This window comes from Streptococcus pluranimalium, assembly GCF_047785745.1.
GTDB lineage: Bacteria > Bacillota > Bacilli > Lactobacillales > Streptococcaceae > Streptococcus > Streptococcus pluranimalium_B.
In genome coordinates this window covers 1-516 of the sequence record NZ_JBLOJT010000248.1, presented here as the reverse complement: position 1 = coordinate 516, position 516 = coordinate 1, and the positions used below count along the sequence as shown (strand labels likewise).

1 pseudogene is annotated in these 516 nt (G+C 46.1%); it reads left to right on the top strand.

From position 1 onward, the window contains the following. Nucleotides 1–334 (top strand): annotated as a pseudogene (locus ACMZ6U_RS10760) (phosphopentomutase); the annotation flags it as partial. Nucleotides 335–516 lie beyond the last annotated feature (182 nt).

Genomic DNA, 516 nt, shown 5'->3' with positions numbered 1-516 from the left:
TCTTGTCGATTTCGATGCTCTCTACGGCCATCGTCGTAACGCTCATGGCTACCGTGACTGTCTGGAAGAATTCGATGCCCGCTTGCCTGAGATTACAGAGCTTTTTGGGGACAAAGACTTACTTCTCATCACAGCAGACCACGGCAATGACCCAACCTACGCTGGAACAGACCATACCCGTGAGTACATTCCTCTCTTGGCTTACAGCCCATCCTTTACAGGCAGCGGTGTAATCCCACAAGGACATTTCGCTGATATATCAGCCACCGTAGCGGACAACTTTGGTGTTGATACTGCCATGATTGGGGAGAGTTTCTTAGAGAAATTGAAGTAGTTTAAACAATAGTATAAGAGCACTTGTAGGACATGCTCGGTTCTACAGGTGTTTTTTTCTGGCCCTTCGTCAACTGTAGTGGGTGACTTATAATGGCTCTTCGTCAACTGTAGTGGGTGACTTATAATTAACATCTAGAGAGAATCGTTCCGGTTCTCTCTTTTTGTCTCTTTCCGGTTTTC